The sequence below is a fragment of the Mesorhizobium sp. M8A.F.Ca.ET.181.01.1.1 genome, from assembly GCF_004792025.1.
Lineage (GTDB): Bacteria > Pseudomonadota > Alphaproteobacteria > Rhizobiales > Rhizobiaceae > Mesorhizobium.
In genome coordinates this window covers 86,840-104,390 of the sequence record NZ_SRTV01000006.1, presented here as the reverse complement: position 1 = coordinate 104,390, position 17,551 = coordinate 86,840, and the positions used below count along the sequence as shown (strand labels likewise).

Below are 17,551 nucleotides of genomic sequence, written 5' to 3'. Positions count from 1 at the left end.
GATGAAGATCACCATCTTCGGCGCCGGCGCCATCGGCGGCTATCTCGCGGCCAAGCTGGCCATCGCCGGCCGCACCGATCTGTCGATCGTCGCCCGCGGCGCGCATCTCGAAGCGATCAAGGCAGATGGCCTGCGCCTGATCGAGGACGGACAGGAAACGACCGCCCCGGTCAGGGCCGCCGCCAAGGCGGAAGAGCTTGGCGCGCAGGATTATGTCGTGCTGGCGCTGAAGGCGCATTCCGTCGCGCCCGCGCTCGACCAGATCGCACCGCTGCTTGGGGACCACACATCCGTCGTCACCATGCAGAACGGCGTGCCGTGGTGGTATTTCTACAAGGCCGGCGGCGCGCTCGAAGGCACCAGGCTGCAGCAGGTCGATCCCGGCGGCACGGTCTGGGAACGGCTCGGCCCGCAGCGTGTCATCGGCTCGGTCGTCTATCCCGCCGTCGAGGTCGACGCGCCCGGCCTCATCCGCCATGTCGAGGGCAGGCGCTTCTCGCTCGGCGAGCCCTCGGGCGAGAAGAGCGAACGGACCATGCTTCTGGCCGGGGAGTTGGTCAAGGCCGGGCTGCAGGCGCCGGTCCGCGACGACATACGCGGCGAAATCTGGATAAAGCTGTGGGGCAACCTCTCCTTCAATCCGATCTCGGCGCTGACCGGCAGCACGCTGGCGGGAATCGTCGCCGACGAGGGCACCCGCACGCTCGCCCGCGCCATGATGCTGGAAGCGCAGGCGATCGGCGAAAGCCTCGGCGTGCGCTTCCCCATAGACGTCGACCGCCGCATCAAGGGCGCCGGCGATGTCGGCGAACACAAGACCTCGATGCTGCAAGACCTGGAACGCGGCCGCCCTATGGAGATCGACGCGCTGGTGGGCGCGGTGCAGGAACTGGGGCGGCTGACGGGGCAGCCGACGCCGGCGATCGACGGGGTGCTGGCGCTGGTGCGGCGGCTGGCGGTGGAGCGCGGGTGTTACGGGTGAGGAGGCGGGCTGAGCCTGCGCTTGCGCGCCATCCCTCTCGACAAGAGCTGAACGCGATCGAAAGCAGGCGTGCTCAGTTGGTGCTGGTTGTTGCGGTAAACCCGCACTGCTTCTGTTCCATCTCGATCTGTTTCGTGATGCGGACGGCGTTCTGTGCGTAGGCCTCCGTCACCGAGCCACTATTCACGGTCTTGTCCTTCAGTGGGCTGACGCCCGCGCAGAGATGGAAAACATGCGGCTCCGTGGACTTCGCGGCTCCGTTTTCGGGCGCGATCCAGTAGACGACATCCTGACCGGCGGGATTTGCCGCGTCCTTCGTCGCCGCAGCCACCGCGGCCGAGTCGGTGGCTATCGCCTGCGCCTGGGCGGCGACGTCGGGCGAACAGGCGGTGGTGGGCTGCCCCGACTTGATCTGGGCTGCGCAGGCGTTCATATCCTGGGTGTATTGTTCGACCGACGGGGGTTTGAAACTGATCCCCATGACAGTCGCGAGCACGGCCAGCGCAGCGCCGAGGCCGCCGGCAACCTTCTTGGTCTGCGGATCCATGTTTTTGTCGGTGAGGATCAGGAAAACCAGCGGGAGGAAGGCTATCAGCGTGATGATTGCGCCGAGCTGGTTTTGGAAGAAGAACCTGGCTGTGTCGGATGCACGGGCCGGATCGTGCCTGTTGGCCGCCTTCCACAGCAAATTGCCGGCGATTGCGAAAATCGCAATGCCGACCAGAAGGCCGATGATCAGCGGCAGGTGTCCCTGGTCGAACCTGTTCTGGCGAAGCAGAATAATCCCGTAGATCTCGCCGCCAATGGCGACGATCCACGACAGTGCGGCGAAAAGGCGAAGACGCGTGGCGGAGGACTTCTGGCCCTGCGTCGCTTGCCAATCCTTGGTAACGTCTGGCTTGTTGTCGGTCATTGACCAGATCCCCTGATATCGACACTTATGCGAGCGGCATTGGACCAGAAGGCCAACCCGCCCTGCGCTGCGTCATTCAACAAACGTCACCTGCCTTAGCGACGCGGCGAAAACGCGAATACCATAGCAGGCTTCATCCCCATCCATATTGCGCATGATTGGATCCGTCCATACCCACGGAGGCGGACGCCTATGCGGCGATGGCTCCGTTCTTCTTCATCTCCGGCTCGAACTTGACGCTGCCTTCTCGCTTGCCTCGCCGATCAAGACGTTCCCACTCTGGGCAAAGCGCCCCTTGCGGCAGCCCGCTCAATCGCGGTTAGTCGATCTGGAGCTGATCAGCCCCTGCCCGGCCGTTTGAGAAGCCGCGCGTAAAGTTCGCCGACGATGCCGCGTCGGAAAATGGGCACGCACACCATGAAGATCAGCCCCGTCGCGATGGTCACCGGGAAGCCTGACGTGGCCAGCGTGTTTTCCAGGCCGACGACGAGGCTGGCGCCGATGATCGGGCCGACCATGGTGCCGATGCCGCCGAGAAGCGTCATCAGGATCACCTCGCCCGACATCTGCCAGGTGACGTCGGTGAGGGTGGCGAACTGGAAGACGATCGCCTTGAGGGAGCCCGGCCAGCGGCGGCCGTCCCTCAGCCCTCGGCGGCGACGAGATGGCCGTCGCCGACGTCGCTCAGCGCCAGTTTCAGCGGCGCCTCGCCGATCCGGCGCGTCGCGCTGGGGATTTCCTGATCGAGGCGGGCGAAACGGTTTCTGCGCCGCGCGGGATCGGGCACCGGCACGGCTTCGATCAGCCTTTTGGTGTAGGGGTGGCGCGGGTTTGAAAAAACCTGGTCGCGCGAGCCCATCTCGACGATCTGGCCGAGATACATGACGGCGACACGGTCGGAGATGTTCTCGACCACGGCCATGTCGTGCGAGATGAAGAGATAGGCGACACCGAATTCGCGCTGCAGTTCCTTCAACAGGTCGAGCACGCGCGCCTGCACCGAGACGTCGAGCGCGGAGACGCTTTCATCGGCGATGATCAGTTTTGGCCTGAGCGCCAGCGCACGCGCGATGCAGACACGCTGGCGCTGGCCGCCGGAAAATTCGTGCGGATAGAGCTCCATCTGATCCGATGACAGGCCGACACGATCGAACAAGGCCGCGACCCGCTCGCGGCGCTCTTCCTTCGAGGCGATGCCGTGGATGACCAGCGGCTCGGCGACGAGGTCGCCGACGCGCATGCGCGGGTCGAGCGAAGCAAACGGATCCTGAAAGATCATCTGCACGTCGCGGCGCACCGCCTTGCGCTCGTCCCGGCCGAGGCCGGACAGGTTGCGGCCGCCGACGACGATGTCGCCGCTATACGGCACCAGCCCGGCCAGCGCCTTGGCGGTGGTCGACTTGCCGCAGCCGGATTCGCCGACCAGCGCCAGCGTCTCGTTGGGCGCGATCGAGAAGCTGACGCCCTCGACGGCATGGACGCGGCGGGTGACCCGACCGAAGACGCCGCCGCGCAGGTCGAAGCGGACGTGGAGGTCTTTGACCATGGCGACGGGGGTTGAGTGCTCGGCGGAAGGCCCCCTCATCCGGCCCTGCGGGCCACCTTCTCCCCGTGGGGGAGAAGAGGAGGTTGACGCCACGGCCAGTTCCTCCTCTTTCCGTTGGGCAAAGGAGACTGGCGCGAACGTCGAAGAACTCCTCTCCCCTGGGGGAGAGGTCAGCCGAGCGGAGCGGAGGCTGGGTGAGGGAGCCGGCGCCGAGTCCGGATCCCGTCGCTTGCCGATACGCGGCACGGCGGCGAGCAGCTCGCGCGTATAATCGGCTTGCGGGTGAGCGAAAATGTCAGATGTCTTGCCTTCCTCGACCATGCTTCCATGCCGCATGATGATGACGCGGTCGGCCATCTCGGCGACCACGCCCATGTCGTGGGTGATCAGGATGACGCTGGTGCCATGCTGCCGTTGCAGGTCCCGCAGCAGCTCCAGCACCTCGCCCTGCACGGTGACGTCGAGCGCCGTCGTCGGCTCGTCGGCGATCAGCACGTCGGGCTCCAGCGCCAGCGCCATGGCGATCATCACCCGCTGGCGCATGCCGCCGGAGAGCTCATGCGGAAACTGTTTTAGCCGGCTTTCGGCTTCCGAAATGCGCACCGCCTTCAGCGCCTCGATGGCACGCTGGCGGGCCTGCGCAGGCGTCAGGCTGGTGTGCGCCTCGATGGATTCGGTGAGCTGGCGACCGATCGACAGCACCGGATTGAGCGATGTCATCGGCTCCTGGAAGATCATGGCGATACGGTCGCCGCGGATACGGCGCATGCGGCGTTCGTCAAGCGTGGTCAGCTCGGTGTCGGCCAAACGGATGGTGCCGGCGGAGATGCGCGCGGCGGGCTGCGGCAGCAGCTGCATGATGGCAAGCGCGGTCATGGACTTGCCGGAGCCGGACTCGCCGGCGATGCAGAGCGTTTCGCCGCGCTCGAGCGTCAGGGAGAGGTTGGAGACGACCTCGCGGGAGCCCTCCTCGCCGCGCACGGAGACGGAGAGGTTGGCGATGGTGAGGATGGGGTTGGTGGTGGTCATTGCAGGCGCAGGCTTCCGAGAGGTTTAGCGCGGCACGCCCCCCTCTGTCCTGCCGGACATCTCCCCCTCGAGGGGGGAGATTGAACGGCACGCAGGGCTTCGCCAATTTCCAACGCTGCAATGGGGGAAGCCGGCATGAATGACAGCCAATCTCCCTCCTTGAGGGGGAGATGCCCGGCAGGGCAGAGGGGGGTGCGGCGCCGACCCCTCATTCAAACACGCAACGCGGAAAATAGAACGACACCACCCAGTTGGGCATGTCGACGATCTCACTGATGCGGAGATCGCCGCAGACCGAGGCCAGCATGTAGGCCTCGACGGGATCTATTTTGTAGCGGCCCGCCAACAAATCGACCATCTGCGCGACCGCTTCCTTCGCGCCCGTCATCAGGTCGGGGCCTATGCCGGTCGTCACCTCATAGCCCTTGGCGTCGAGATGGCGCGTCACCGGGCCAGATGTGGTGAAGCGTGGCGTCTTCAGCCGCGCATCTTTCACCAAATCGAGCTTGAGCACGACGTCCATCGGGCTTTCGATCGCGGTGCCGCAGACCTCGCCGTCGCCTTGCGCGGCATGGGTGTCGCCGACCGAGAACAGCGCGCCCGCCACCTCCACCGGCAGATAGAGCGTGGTCCCGGCGGCAAGGTCGCGAATGTCGAGATTGCCGCCGACGCGACGTGGCGGCACCACCGAGTGGTGGCCCATCTCGGCCAGTGCATTGCCGATGGTGCCGGCAAAGGGCTTCAACGGCACGCGGGCATTTTTGCCGAACAATGCTGGCTCCAGTGAAGCCGCATCGTATTTCCAGATGTTCAGCGCCGGCTCCTTGAAGTCGTCGGCGAGCAGGCCGAAGCCCGGAATGTTCGCCGTCCAGCCGAAGCCGGACGGTTTGAACATCTCGATCGTCACCTTCAGCGCATCGCCGGGCTCGGCACCCTCGACGAAGATCGGTCCGGTAACCGGATTGATCCCCGCGAAGTCGAGCTTGGCAATGTCGGCGGCGGTGCTATCGGGCCTCAGCTGGCCACCGCCGGCATCGAGGCACTGGAACTCGATGGTGGAGCCGGGCGCCACGCGCTGCGCCGGGACAAACGAATTGTCCCAGCCGAAATGGTGATGGCGCCCGTGGATGGTGTAGTCGCAGTTATTGCACATCTTTTACGTACACATTGTCGTAGTTGATCGGGACATGGACCGGGTCCACGTAGAGGTTGTCGGCGCCGCCCATGCGGGCCGATTTCATGGTGAATCGCTGCTCGTTGAAGACCGGCGCCCAGGGCGCGTCCGCCATGATCTTCGCGTAGATGTCGCTCCACATCTTGCTGCGCTCCCCGGCCTTCGCAGGGTCGACAATCGAGTCGGCCTCGGCCGCCTTGGCGTCGAGGTCCTTGTTGCAATACCACGACCAGTTCCAGCCGCCCGGCACGGCACCGGCGCAGCCCAGGATTGGACCGTAGAAGTTCGACGGATCGGGGAAGTCGGCGATCCAGCCCATGCCGCCCGACCAGATCATCGGCGCGCCGGCCTTGTCGCCGCCGGCGGCGATGACGTTGGCCTGCGCCAGCGACTGGATGCTGGCCTTGATGCCGATCGCCGCAAGGTCCTGCTGGATCGCCTGGGCGATGCGTGGGTTGGGGTCGGTGTTCATGGCGAACAATTGCGTCTCGAAACCATCGGGATGGCCGGCCTCGGCAAGCAACGCCTTGGCCTTGGCGACGTCGTAGGGATAACCCTTGTACTCCTTGTCATAGCCCGGCATCGATGGCGGCAGCGGCTGGTTGGCCGGCACGGCGCGGCCGTTGATGATCTGGATGATGCGCGCCTTGTTGAGCGCCATGTTGACGGCCTGGCGCACCTTCACATTGTCGAACGGCGCCATGGTGGTGTTCATGGTGACATAGCCGGTGTGCAGCTGGCCGCCCTCGACGACGCGCGCCTTCTGCTCGGGATCGGCCATCACCTCCTGGAATTTTGCCGGAGGAATGCCGTCGAGCGGCAGGTCGATCTCACCTTTCTGCAGGCGCAGCAAAGCCACGATCGGCTCCTGGCCAACCTCGAAGGTGATCTTGTCGAGATGCGGCAGGCCTTTGTGCCAATAGTCCGGATTGCGCTCGAAGACGATGCGCTGGCCGAGCGTCCACTCGGCGAGTTTGAACGCCCCGGTGCCGACCGGATGCTTGCCGAAATCGGCGCCATATTTTTCGACCTCTTCCTTCGGCACGACATGCGAGAAGTTGATGGCCATGACATGCAGGAAGGTGGCATCGGGGCGGGTCAGCTCGAACTTGACCGTGTAGGGGTCGACGACGGTGACGCCGGAGAGGCCCTCGGCCTTGCCCGCGGCGACATCGTCATAACCCTTGATCGAGCCGAAGAAGCCGGCGCCGGGGCTCTGCGTCTTCGGGTTGGTGACGCGGTCGAGCGAATATTTGACGTCGTCGGCCGTCATCTCGCGGCCATTGTGGAATTTCACGCCGTGGCGCAGCTTGAAGGTGAAGGTCTTGCCGTCGGGTGAAATCTCGTAGCTCTCGGCGAGGTCGGGCTTGAGGTTGGTGGTGCCGGGCTCGTAATCCATAAGTCCGTCGAACAGGCTCTTGATCATCGACCAGTTCTGCCAGTCATAGCCGATCGCCGGATCGAGCGTCGTGACATCGTCCTTGTATGTGGCGATGATTTCGCCGCCCTGCCTGGCGTTGGGGTCGATCGTTTCCTCGGCGCGGGCGCTGGTCATGCCGAGCATCAGCGCCAAGGCCGATGCGGCTACGGTCGATGCGAGAAACTTCTTCATTGTCGTGTTCCCTTTCTCTGTTTGTTTTCTGGTTTCATCCGGGCGCTCATCTCAGTTTGATACGGGGGTCGATGAACGGCGCGATGATGTCGGCCAAGAGGTTGCCGAGCACGATGGCGAAGGCCGATACCAGCGTGACGCCCATGATGATCGGGATGTCGACACGCTGGATGGCTTGCCAGGCGAGCTGGCCGATGCCGGGCCAGCCGAACACGCTTTCAACGACGACGATGCCGCCCATGAAGATGCCGATGTCGATGCCGATCATGGCGATGACCGGCAGGATGGCGTTGGGCAGAGCATGGCGGAAAATGATGGCGCCCCGTGCCAGCCCTTTCGCACGCGCGGTGCGCACGTAATCCTGGCGCAGCACGTCGATCATCGACGAGCGCATCATGCGCGCGTACCAGCCGGCGCCGAGAATGCCCATGGTGAGCGAGGGCAGCACGAGATGGCGCCAGGTGCCGTAACCACCGATCGGAAACCAGCTCAGCCTAACCGCAAAAACGTAGAGCAGCAAAAGGCCGACGACGAATTGCGGCGCCGAGACGCCGACGAAGGAGGCGACCATCAAGGTCTGATCGGTGGCGGTGCCGCGCTTGACGGCGGCGATCAGGCCCATCGAGAGGCCGATCAGCAATTCGCACAGGATGGCGCCGACCATCAGAAGCAGGCTGGCCGGCAGCCGCGAGACGATGAGCTCGGTGACTTCGGAGCGCTGGATGTAGGAGCGGCCGAGATCGCCGCCGACGAGCTTCACCAGATAGTGCCAGTACTGGACGACGAAGGGCTGGTCGAGGCCGAGCTGCTGGCGGATGTTCTCCACCGTCTGCGGCGTGGCGCTGCGGCCGGCGATCTGGCGCACCGGATCGGCGGGCAGGAGATAGAGCAGCGCGAAGGTGATCAGCGAGACGCCGAGCAGGATGAGCAGCGACTGGATCAGTCGGCGGCCGAGATAGGCGATCATGACCGGCCTCCCATTATTCCCGGCCCCCCATTATTCCCGGCCCCTTTGCGTCGGGTCGAGGATGTCGCGCAGCGCGTCGCCGATCAGGTTGAAGGCCAGCGCCAGCGCCAGGATCGCGGCGCCGGGAAAAAACACCAGCCAGGGTGCGGCCTGGAAATAGGTCTGGTTCTCGAAGATGATGTTGCCCCACGATGCCGTCGGCGGCTGCACGCCGATACCGAGGAAGGAAAGCGTCGCCTCCAGCAGCACCGTGGTCGAGATGCCGAGCGTGCCCCAGACGATGATGGTGGGCAGGAGATGCGGCAGTATGTGGCGAAACAGGATGCGCGGCGCGCTCGCGCCGATGGTGCGCTCGGCGTCGATGAACTCGCGTTCGGCGAGCGACGAGGTTTCGGTGTAGATGACGCGCGCGGTCTGCACCCAGTTGACCAGGGCGATGACCATGGCGACGATCCAGAGGCTGGGCTGGAACACCGCCGCCAGGCAGATGGCCAGCAGCAGCGCCGGGAAGGCCATCATCAGATCGGTGAAACGCATCAGCGCGCTGCCGACCCAGCCGCGGAAATAGCCCGCGCTGACGCCGACAAGCGTGCCTATGAGCAGCGCCACGCCATTGGCGACGATGCCGATGATCAGCGAGGTGCGCGCGCCGTAGAGGATGCGGGTCAGAAGATCGCGCCCGAGCAGGTCGGTGCCCAGCCAGAATTTCGCGGTCGGCGGCAGCGGCGAGCCCTCGATGGTCAGGCCGTCGAACATCTGCTCGTTGGGATCGTAGCCGGTCAGCCACGGCGCCAGGATCGCGCCGGCGACGACGATGGCCACGATGACCAAGCCGAGCAGCGCCAGGCGGCGCTTGGTCAGCCGGCGCCAGACGCCGGCGCGCGGCTTGGCCGGCATGCGCCCGGCCGTGAGATTAGGCGCGATGGGACTGGTCATCGCCGCCTTCCTCTTCGGTCTTGGCCTCGTCCGTCATCGCCACGATACGGCGCGCGGCGTCCTCGACGCTGATCTGCCAGCTCATCGCCAGCGAGCGCAGCTGCGCATAGGCGCGGTCGTCGTCGCCGCCTTTCGACAAAGCCGAGACAGCCCGCACGATGGTCTGGCGCTCGGCGACACGCTGGCGCAGCGCGGCGATCTCGCCGGCTAAATGCTTTCGAGCCTCGAAACTCTGGCGCGCGATCAGCAGCGCGCTGTAGACGCCGGCATTGCCGACCGGCTTCAGGAGCTGGGCATCGGCCTTGTGCGACAGCGCCCATTCGATGCGGCCGGGCGCTTCGGAACCGATCAGCGCCACCAGCGGCATCGGCGCCTCGCCCGGCTTCCAGGGGAATTGCTCGTCGAAGCCGAGATCGGCGTCGAAGAAGACGAAGTCGGCGGCCAGCGCCTCCGGCGCCAGTTCCGGCCAGCAGTCCACGGTGACAAGCCCGATGGCCGACAATTGCCTGGTGATCGCCTGCACCGTCGGGTGCGGGCGATGCAGGACAAAGGCCCTGGCGCCGCCGAGATTGGGGATGCGCGGGGTTCGGGTCACGACACCACCCTGAGGCGTGGCCGGCCGAATGTCTTTGCGGGGTCGTAGCGCGACAGATACGGGTCCGGCGCGACCTCGTCCTCGCGGCTGACGACTTCGAAGAAGCCATCCGCGATCCGCCCGATGATGACAGGCAGCGTCGCGTGCTGGGAATGGGCGTCGATGGCGATCGGGCCGAGGCGGGTGGAAAAGCGCCGTTCGGCGAAGGCCTTGGAAAATTCCGCCGGGCCGGCGTCGGGATCGCGCGACAGCACGTCGGCCATCACCTGCACAGAGGCATAGGCGGAGGCTTCGAAGGAGGAGGCGAAGGCGGCCGGCCTTGGCGCGAAATAGGGCCCGACCGACAGATGGCCCTTGCCGGTCTCGCCGATCGCCGGCAGCTCACCCTCGGTGAGGTTGCAGGAGATGACCGGGCAGTTTTGCGAACTGAAGGCGGGATCCTCAACGCCCAGGTCACGATAGGCCGCCAGGAAGGCATAGGACGAGGTGCCGATCAGATTGTTGAGGACGAAGTTCGGCCGCGTCGCCCGGATTTCGGCGATCAGCCGCGACACGTCGATCTCGCCGATGCGCAGGTAGCGCTCGCCCAGCACCTTGCCACCGGCGTCCGCGATCAGGTCGCGCGCGACGCGGTTCATCTCCCAGCCCCAGATGTAGTTCGACCCGAGTAGAAAACCGTTGGCGCCGAAGCGCGGCACGACATGAGCCAGCAGCGGCACCAGGTGCTGGTTGGGGCAGGCGTGCATGTAGACGACATGCTCGTTGGCCTCGAAACCCTCATAGGGGCAAGCATACCAGAGCATGCCGCCGGCCTTCTCAAGCACCGGAATCGTCTCCTTGCGGCTCCAGGAGGTGACGCAGCCGACGACATGACGGGCGCTGCTGGTTTTGAAAATATCCTCGCACAGCGTCGCGTAGCGATCGGCATTGCTTTGCGGATCGCGCTCGACCGGCACCAGCTCGATGCCTGAACTCCTGTCGGCGTTGATGTCGGCGATGGCGCGCATGGCGCCCATGCGACACGCGTCGGAAACGAGCTGATAACTGCCCGAGCGGGAATAGAGGATGCCGATTTCGATGCGCCGTTTCAAACAGGACCCCAGAAATGACAATGCCCCGCAGCCAGCGCCGGAAAGGCGAGGCATACGAGGCATGTTTGCCGCCCGGCGATCAGAGCCGGTATTTAGCCTTAGCGTATTCGGTCCGGCGGGTCAGTCAAGCCCTCAACGCCATCCGCGTCAAACAGCGAAGGCCGGCCATCGCTATTTCCCGCGAAATCCGCTGCCGCTATTTGGCGGCCGGCCTGTGTTGGCGGGCATAGGCCACGCAGGCATCCACGGTGCTGACACAAAGCGCGTCGCGCCTGTTTGGCAGATTGTTGTCGCCGGCGTAGGCAACTTCGGCGACGCGGCCGCCGACCATGCGGACCTGCGTGTCGCAATAGCCGCCGGGAGCGACATTGAGGGAGCCACCGAGCGCCGGGACCGGTCCCACCGACAGGGTGGGGACGACGATGCTGAGGTTGCCGCGCTGAACGACGCGCTTATAGGTCCAGATCTGGCCGGATCCGCCGGCATCCGCGGTGGCGGTTGGAAACCCCGCGCACATACGAACGTCGGCTTCGCTGAGGCCTATCATCTCCTTGCGAGCCGCCGCCGCCGTGGGATCAACCTTGGCGATGCGCGACGTGTAGTCGGGAACGACGCAGGAAGACTGGACGGCGACGATGAGACCAGAAAGGGCAAGCTTTCGAATAGAGGAAAATGTCATACCGATTGTTGAGATCGCGTGGCGCCCCGGCCGCTCTCCCTACCTAGGCATGCAGGCCGCCGGATCAACCCGCGCACCTTCACGAAAAGGTGGCCGTGGCTGCATCGGGGAAGAATGCTGGCTTCAGGCACAATCAATCAGCGTAAGGATCACTGACCCCGCAATTGCCTCCGCCGCCACGCGGCCGGCGCCTCGCCGGTACGCTCGCGGAAGAAGCGGGAGAAATAGGCCGGATCGTCGAAGCCGATTTCGTAGGCGATGTCCTCGACCGTGCGAACGGTGAACAGCAGCAGCCGCTTGGCTTCCAGCAACCGGCGCTCGCCGACCACCCGCTTGACGCCGCTGCCCAGCACCGCGTGGGCGGCCTTGTCGAGCAAATGCGGCGTCGTGGCGAGGGCCTCGACGTAGCGGTCGACCGGCCAGTTGTCGCGGAAATGCGCATCGACAAGCCTCCGCAGCCCCCGCGCCAGTGAAGTGTCGGAAGAGCCCCGGGCATCCGTCGCCTCAGGAGCGAGCCTCGCGATATGGGAGAGCGCGACAGCGATCAGCGCCGGCAGCACCTTGTCGCTGCCGCCCTGCGCCTCGGCGTATTCGGCGGCGATCATGTCCAGCACCGTTGCCAGCCTTTGCCATGCGGCGTGCTGGGGCAGGGCGTCGGTGAAGACCGGCCGGTCGAGCGGCAGCAGGCTGTGGCCAGCAAGCGTGGCGAGCGCATCGTCGGCGACCGAGACGACGATGGCGTCGGTACCTGGCCCGATCGAAAAACCATGCACGATAGTGCTTGGCACGAAGCTGACGGCCGGCGCCGAAAAGTCCCAGGAGCGATCCTCGATGCGGTAGGTGCCGGAACCGCCGGTCCAGTAGGTGATCTGGCCCATCTGCGGGTGCTTGTGCGCGGCAACCTGGCCAAGGTGAATGTTGCTGCGGGCAAGCACCGTCTCGACATGCAGGAAGCCAACATCGAGCGGCCGCACCGGTTCGCCATAGACGAAGAAATCGGGAATGGAATTCTGGCTCATGGCGCCGGAAAAAGTCCAATCGGTTTTGCTGTTCCGTCCATACCCGATCGCCAGCGGAGGCGCTAGGGTTGCGGTACAAAGTGGAGGAGCATCATGCGGTCGGAAGAGTTTCGCGCGGACAAAGCACGCCCGTTCACCGGGGTGGAATATCTGGAGAGCCTGCGCGATGGGCGCGAGGTCTATATCAATGGCGAGCGCATAGCAGACGTCACCACCCATCCGGCGATGCGCAATTCGGCGCGGTCCCTGGCGCGGCTCTACGATGCGCTGAATGACCCCAAGCGGCGAGAGACGCTGACCTCTGCGACCGACACCGGGTCGGGCGGCTACACCCACAAATATTTCCGCGTCGCGAAATCCTCCGGCGAACTCGCGGCCCAGCAGACGGCGATCGCCGAGTGGTCACGCATGTCCTATGGCTGGATGGGGCGCACGCCCGACTACAAGGCGGCGCTGATGAACACGCTCGGCGCCAATGCCGACTGGTACGGACCGTTCAAGGACAATGCGCTCGCCTGGCACAGCAGAGCCCAGGAAGCCGTGCTGTTCATGAATCACGCGATCGTCAACCCGCCGATCGACCGCCACAAACCGGCCGAACAGGTGAAGGACGTCTTCGTCCACATCACTGGGGAAACTGATGCCGGCATCTATGTTTCCGGCGCCAAGGTGGTGGCGACGTCCTCAGCGCTGACGCACTACAATTTCCTGGCGCAGGGCTCGGCGACGGTGACCGAGGATCCGTCGCTGTCGGTGATGTTCATCGTGCCGATGAACGCGCCGGGGATAAAGATGTTCTGCCGCGTCTCCTATGAGCAGACGGCCAACACGGTCGGCGCGCCCTTCGACTATCCCTTGTCGTCGCGCTTCGACGAGAACGACGCCATCCTCGTGCTCGACAATGTCTTCATCCCCTGGGAGGACGTGCTGGTGCTGCGCGACGCGCAAAAGATCCTGTCGTTCCACCCGGCATCCGGCTTCATGCACGGTTACTGCTTCCAGGGCTGCACCCGTTTTGCCGTGAAGCTCGACTTCCTCGCCGGCCTGCTGGCCAAGGCGCTGCGCGCCACCGGCGGCGACGCGTTTCGCGGCAACCAGGCAGCGCTTGGCGAGGTCATTGCGCTGCGCCACATGTTCTGGAGTTTCTCCAATGCCATGGCCCACAACCCGATCCCGTGGGCGAACGGCGCGGTGCTGCCCAATCTCGATGCCGCGCTGGCTTACCGCACCTTCATGTCGGAGGCCTATCCGCGTGTCATCGACACGGTGCGCCGTGTGATCGCATCCGGCCTGATCTATTTGCCGTCGTCGGTGCGCGATTTCAACAATCCCGAGATCGACAAATATCTGGCGCAATATGTGCGCGGCTCCAACGACATGGGCCACATCGAGCGCATCAAGATCATGAAGCTGTTGTGGGACGCGACCGGCACCGAGTTCGGCGGCCGCCACGCGCTCTACGAGCTCAACTATGCCGGCGCCCCGGAAGAGGTGCGCCTGCAGGTTCTGAAAGGCGCCGAGCGCGGCGGCCGGCTGAAGGCGATGGAGGAACTCGTCGACACCTGCATGGCCGACTATGACGAGCATGGCTGGACGGGCGACACCTGGTTGCCGCCACTCACTCCAACGGCGGGATGAAGCCTATGGCCGCGCAGATTTCGAAAGCCGATTTCCGCGACGCCATGGCAAGGGTCTGCGCGCCGGTCAACATCATCACCACCGACGGGCCGGCCGGACGCGGCGGCTTCACCGCCACGGCCATGTGCACCGTCTCCGACGAGCCGCCGACGCTGCTTGTGTGCATGAACGGACGGTCGACGCAGGCCGCCATGTTCCTCGCCAACCGGCGCTTCTGCGTCAACGTGCTGACGCATGACCACATGCATCTGGCAGGAAAGTTTGCCGGCGCGACCAGGGACATGGAAGCCCGCTACTCGTCGGCGCGCTGGCAGACCCTGGCCTCGGGCACGCCGGCACTGTCGGACGCCATCGTCAATTTCGACTGCGAGATCGAGACGGTGCATATCGTCGGCACGCACAATGTCATGATCGGCCGCGTCACCGACGTCAGGCACGGCAGCGGCGGCTCGGCGCTGCTCTACGTCGACCGGAATTATACGCAGCCGACGCGGCTGGGCAGTTTTGGCGGGTGAGGCGAGGCCTTGGGAGCGCGGTACAGGCATTGGAGATCGGCCGCCGCCCTCTCAACCTCGTCATCCCTGGGCGGAGCAGCCGCGAAGCGGCGTCGCGGAGACCCTGGGATCCATTCCGTGACATTAGACGACGAGTGCAGCGGTGCAGAATCTGCACCGTGGGGGCGCTCAGGAGTCCCGGCATGGATCCTAGGGTCTGCGCGACGGAGCTTCGCTCCTGCTTCGCCCTAGGATGACGACACGATGGATGTCGCGGCTAATCGCGAAGGCGTGTTGCTGTCCTGGCGGCGATCATGCGAGCCGCCGCGACGAACCGAAAAGCCTCAGCTCTCGCCGTCGATCAGGCTTTCCAGCAAATCAAGCAGCTGCTCCAGCCTTTCCTGGCCGAAGCGCTTTTCGATGTCGTCGTAGATGATACGGCGCTCGGGCGAGAGCGCGTCGATCAGGGCCGAGCCGGCTGGCGCGATGGTGAGTACGACGCGGCGGCCGTCGCCTTCCGCCTTGTTGCGGGTGATGAATTTCCGGCCTTCGAGCGCCTTGATGATGCGGGTCAGGCTGGGCGGCAGCACCGAGGCGCGGTCGGCAAGCTCGGTCGCCTCGACCGGGCCGGCCTCGCTCAGCACGCGCAGAACACGCCATTGCTGCTCGGTCACGTCATGCGCGGCAAGCATGGGGCGAAACCGCGCCATCACGGCTTCGCGGGCGTGAAGCAATGCCATCGGCAAGGAGCGACGAGTGTTTTCCGGCAGCAAGAAGCAGCGCCCCCAATAAATTCGGTGGTCGGCGAGTTTTGACGCCGCATGGACCAACGTCAAACCCCGACCTTCCCATCCCGTATCGTCGCCTCCAGCCCGATGCAAGACTTGACTTCGGGGGCACGTCATGTAATTAACGCGTTAACTACAAAATGCAAGAATCCAGGGAACGAAACGCGGTGCCGCACTTCTCCATCGAGTATTCAGCCAACCTCGATGCCAAGGTCGACATGAATGAATTGTGCGCGCTGGTATTGCGCACGGTGCTCGACACCGGGCTGTTCGAGACCGGCGCCGTGCGGGTGCGGGCTTTTCGCGCCGATGCCTACGCCATTGCCGATCGCCTGCCGGAAAACGCCTTTCTCGATATGTCGTTTCGCATCGGTAGCGGCCGCGGCGCCGAGGACAAGAAACGCACCGGCGAGGCCGTGTTCACCGCGGTAAGCCAATACCTGGCAACGCTGTTCGAGACCCCGCATTTCGCCTTGTCGCTGGAGATCAGGGAAATCGACCCGGTGTTGAGCTGGAAGAAGAATGCAATCCACCCGCGGCTGCGCGGCAAGTGACGAAAGACCGACATGTCCGATCTCGAAGGCAATCTGAAAAAGGCGCAAGCCTACCTCGCCCGCTTCAAGCGCGATGGCGTGCTGAACCAGATCGGCGGCGAAGCGGTGCCTGCCGCCGACGGCTCGACCTTCGAGACGTTGTCGCCGGTCGATCTCAAGCCGCTGGCCAAGGTCGCGCGCGGCGGCATCGCCGACATCGACCGCGCGGCAAAAGCGGCGAAGGCGGCATTTCCGGCCTGGGCCGGCATGCCTGGCGAGGCGCGCAAGAAGCTGCTGCACAAAATAGCCGACGCGATCGAGGCGCGCGCCGAGGAGATCGCCTTCGTCGAATGCATGGACACCGGCCAGGCGCTGAAGTTCATGGCCAAGGCCGCACTGCGCGGCGCCGAAAACTTCCGCTTCTTCGCCGACCGCGCGCCGGAAGCGCGCGATGGCGAAACGCTACGGACGCCTGGCCAGGTCAACATGACGACGCGGGTGCCGATCGGGCCGGTCGGCATCATCACGCCGTGGAACACGCCATTCATGCTGTCGACCTGGAAGATCGCGCCGGCACTGGCCGCCGGCTGCACGGTGGTTCATAAGCCGGCTGAGTTCTCCCCGCTGACGGCGCGGCTGCTGGTCGAGATCGCCGAGGAGGCCGGCCTGCCGAAGGGGGTGTGGAACCTGGTCAACGGCCTCGGCGAACATGCCGGCAAGGCGCTGACCGAGCACCCCGACATCAAGGCGATCGGTTTCGTCGGCGAAAGCCGCACCGGCTCGATGATCATGAAGCAAGGCGCCGATACGCTGAAGCGCGTGCATTTCGAACTCGGCGGCAAGAACCCGGTGATCGTCTTCGCCGATGCGGATCTGGAGCGCGCGGCGGATGCGGCGGTATTCATGATCTACTCGCTCAACGGCGAGCGCTGCACCTCCTCGTCGCGGCTGCTGGTGGAGGCCTCGGTCTATGACCGGTTCACCGATCTGGTGGCGGAGAAGGCCAAGCGCATCGAGATAGGCCATCCGCTCGACCCCAACACCGTGGTCGGGCCGCTGATCCATCCGGTGCACGAGGAGAAGGTGCTGTCCTATATCGAGATTGGCAAATCGGAGGGCGCGGTGGTCGCCGCCGGCGGTGGGAAGTTCGCCGGTCCGGGCGGTGGCTGTTATGTCAGCCCGACATTGTTTACCGGCGCGACCAACAGGATGCGCATCGCCCAGGAAGAGATTTTCGGGCCGGTGCTGACCGCGATCGCCTTCAAGGACGAGGCGGAGGCGCTGGCATTGGCCAACGACACGCAATATGGCCTCACCGGCTATCTCTGGACATCCGACGTGACCCGCGCCTTCCGCTTCACCGATGCGCTCGATGCCGGCATGATCTGGGTCAATTCGGAGAATGTGCGCCATCTGCCGACGCCGTTCGGCGGCGTCAAGAACTCCGGCATCGGTCGCGACGGCGGCGACCATTCCTTCGATTTCTACATGGAGACGAAGAACATCGCCTTCGCCACTTCGGCGCACGCAATCCAGAAACTCGGCGGCTGACCGG

Annotated in this window: 16 protein-coding genes and 1 pseudogene; 5 read left to right on the top strand and 12 right to left on the bottom strand. The window is 64.9% G+C overall.

The genetic code is table 11. The features are described from left to right. Window position 1 precedes the first annotated feature (1 nt). Window positions 2–982, top strand: coding sequence for a 2-dehydropantoate 2-reductase (locus EN824_RS21520; protein WP_127278044.1), 981 nt, complete (start codon window positions 2–4; stop codon window positions 980–982). Between the two features lie 73 nt (window positions 983–1,055). Here the strand turns inward: EN824_RS21520 and EN824_RS21515 are convergent, their stop codons facing one another. From EN824_RS21515 to EN824_RS21455, 11 genes and pseudogenes are all read right to left on the bottom strand, one after another. After that, window positions 1,056–1,895: a hypothetical protein gene (locus EN824_RS21515; protein WP_127278045.1), complete on the bottom strand. Its 840-nt coding sequence runs from the start codon at window positions 1,893–1,895 to the stop codon at window positions 1,056–1,058. A 338-nt stretch (window positions 1,896–2,233) separates the two neighbouring features. After that, window positions 2,234–2,512: pseudogene (locus EN824_RS21510) on the bottom strand (branched-chain amino acid ABC transporter permease); the annotation flags it as partial. Window positions 2,513–2,538: 26 nt separating this feature from the next. After that, complete coding sequence (locus EN824_RS36105; protein ID WP_189522207.1) at window positions 2,539–4,470, bottom strand: ABC transporter ATP-binding protein; 1,932 nt, start codon at window positions 4,468–4,470, stop codon at window positions 2,539–2,541. 208 nt (window positions 4,471–4,678) lie between these two features. Next, window positions 4,679–5,623 carry an acetamidase/formamidase family protein gene (locus EN824_RS21490; RefSeq protein ID WP_127278046.1) on the bottom strand — a complete coding sequence of 315 codons (945 nt, stop codon included), beginning with the start codon at window positions 5,621–5,623 and terminating at the stop codon, window positions 4,679–4,681. Then, window positions 5,613–7,256, bottom strand: a complete 1,644-nt coding sequence (locus EN824_RS21485; protein ID WP_127278047.1) for an ABC transporter substrate-binding protein — start codon at window positions 7,254–7,256, stop codon at window positions 5,613–5,615. Before EN824_RS21485 ends, EN824_RS21490 begins: the two co-directional genes overlap by 11 nt. Window positions 7,257–7,302: 46 nt before the next feature. Beyond that, window positions 7,303–8,223 (bottom strand): ABC transporter permease, encoded by a 921-nt coding sequence (locus tag EN824_RS21480; RefSeq protein ID WP_127278048.1) that lies wholly within the window; start codon window positions 8,221–8,223, stop codon window positions 7,303–7,305. A gap of 30 nt (window positions 8,224–8,253) precedes the next feature. Next, window positions 8,254–9,159, bottom strand: coding sequence for an ABC transporter permease (locus tag EN824_RS21475; RefSeq protein ID WP_127278049.1), 906 nt, complete (start codon window positions 9,157–9,159; stop codon window positions 8,254–8,256). Beyond that, window positions 9,137–9,754 carry an ANTAR domain-containing protein gene (locus EN824_RS21470; protein ID WP_127278050.1) on the bottom strand — a complete coding sequence of 206 codons (618 nt, stop codon included), beginning with the start codon at window positions 9,752–9,754 and terminating at the stop codon, window positions 9,137–9,139. Before EN824_RS21470 ends, EN824_RS21475 begins: the two co-directional genes overlap by 23 nt. Next, a complete protein-coding gene (locus tag EN824_RS21465; RefSeq protein WP_135917573.1) occupies window positions 9,751–10,845 on the bottom strand; it encodes a transporter substrate-binding protein in 1,095 nt (364 codons plus the stop codon). Before EN824_RS21465 ends, EN824_RS21470 begins: the two co-directional genes overlap by 4 nt. A 196-nt stretch (window positions 10,846–11,041) precedes the next feature. After that, window positions 11,042–11,524: a hypothetical protein gene (locus tag EN824_RS21460; RefSeq protein WP_135932694.1), complete on the bottom strand. Its 483-nt coding sequence runs from the start codon at window positions 11,522–11,524 to the stop codon at window positions 11,042–11,044. A gap of 149 nt (window positions 11,525–11,673) precedes the next feature. Then, window positions 11,674–12,543, bottom strand: coding sequence for a helix-turn-helix domain-containing protein (locus EN824_RS21455; RefSeq protein WP_135932693.1), 870 nt, complete (start codon window positions 12,541–12,543; stop codon window positions 11,674–11,676). Between the two features lie 93 nt (window positions 12,544–12,636). On the opposite strand from EN824_RS21455, the gene EN824_RS21450 reads away from it, so the two are divergent. Together EN824_RS21450 and EN824_RS21445 are read left to right on the top strand one after the other, a co-directional pair. After that, on the top strand, window positions 12,637–14,181 hold the full coding sequence (locus tag EN824_RS21450) for a 4-hydroxyphenylacetate 3-hydroxylase N-terminal domain-containing protein (protein ID WP_135862790.1): 1,545 nt from the start codon (window positions 12,637–12,639) through the stop codon (window positions 14,179–14,181). 5 nt (window positions 14,182–14,186) lie between these two features. Continuing rightward, the gene (locus EN824_RS21445; RefSeq protein WP_135862792.1) at window positions 14,187–14,696 is read left to right on the top strand and encodes a flavin reductase; all 510 of its coding nucleotides are present in this window, start codon (window positions 14,187–14,189) and stop codon (window positions 14,694–14,696) included. A 323-nt stretch (window positions 14,697–15,019) separates the two neighbouring features. Here the strand turns inward: EN824_RS21445 and hpaR are convergent, their stop codons facing one another. Further along, the gene (hpaR, locus tag EN824_RS21440) at window positions 15,020–15,415 is read right to left on the bottom strand and encodes a homoprotocatechuate degradation operon regulator HpaR (RefSeq protein ID WP_245511996.1); all 396 of its coding nucleotides are present in this window, start codon (window positions 15,413–15,415) and stop codon (window positions 15,020–15,022) included. Between the two features lie 215 nt (window positions 15,416–15,630). Between hpaR and EN824_RS21435 the strand changes: the two genes are divergently transcribed. After that, window positions 15,631–16,017 (top strand): 5-carboxymethyl-2-hydroxymuconate Delta-isomerase, encoded by a 387-nt coding sequence (locus EN824_RS21435; protein WP_135862795.1) that lies wholly within the window; start codon window positions 15,631–15,633, stop codon window positions 16,015–16,017. Between the two features lie 12 nt (window positions 16,018–16,029). Then, window positions 16,030–17,547, top strand: a complete 1,518-nt coding sequence (hpaE, locus tag EN824_RS21430) for a 5-carboxymethyl-2-hydroxymuconate semialdehyde dehydrogenase (RefSeq protein WP_135862797.1) — start codon at window positions 16,030–16,032, stop codon at window positions 17,545–17,547. Window positions 17,548–17,551: the final 4 nt, after the last annotated feature.